General features: G+C 42.8%; 1 protein-coding gene. It reads right to left on the bottom strand.

The annotated features are described in order from the left end of the window. Positions 1-594 precede the first annotated feature (594 nt). Positions 595-787 (bottom strand): hypothetical protein (locus PEL01S_RS34780; protein WP_164824393.1); only part of this gene is annotated, 193 nt, incomplete at its 5' end.

Genomic DNA, 787 nt, shown 5'->3' with positions numbered 1-787 from the left:
TGAGGAAGTGAAGACGGTTTTGGATCGGAAGGAGGTCTTTTCATGTAGAACGACAGAATACTGATTACTTTAGTGACAGAAATATGAGTACTTTGATCATTGTGAAATGATCCATGACCTTTCAATGTCAATAACATCTTCTTAACTACAGTATTAACAAAAATGCCCCTATTTACCGTAGGGACACTTACCAATTGTTGTTTTTATTTTTGATTACTTATCAATCCACCAATGGAACTCAAAGCTTGTCCCTCCTTCGCCCCTATCGGGTACTTTAATTAGAAACTTCGGGATATTTGAATATTTTGATGGAAGCCCATCAACTTGACGCTCATTGAGTTCTTCTTGGAGAGCATAATGGAGCCATTAAGCAAAATTTTCAACCTTCGAATTGACTTCTTGCTTTTAAACGATTTTAATTTTTTGTTATTTTTCAGTATATATTTTCAACTTGGTGTTCCAAAAAAATAAAGTGTTAGACCGAAGTTGTTGATTCTTCGCGGATTTCGGATCGTGAAAGTGCAACGTTTAAAAATAAGTTTTAGACTGCCCCGTATTATTAAGTGTTAAGAGATAAAATCAGAAAATAAAGTATTAGACTACTCGGCCGGCCGCTGTCGCCGTCGCGCCGATCGCAAGACCGGACTTCATCCGGAAGAACCAGGAGCGCAAGCTGTAGCTTCGTATGCCGGCAGCCGTCGCCGTCGCGCCGATCGCAAAGCCGGGCTTCGCCGGAAGAACCGGGAGCGCGAGCTGCAGCCGCGCATACCGGCCGCCATCGCCGTCG

The sequence above is a fragment of the Paenibacillus elgii NBRC 100335 genome, from assembly GCF_004000865.1.
In the GTDB taxonomy this organism is placed as follows: Bacteria; Bacillota; Bacilli; order Paenibacillales; family NBRC-103111; genus Paenibacillus_G; species Paenibacillus_G elgii.
Note: the sequence above shows the minus strand (reverse complement) of the source record. Positions and strands in the feature narration are given on the sequence as shown.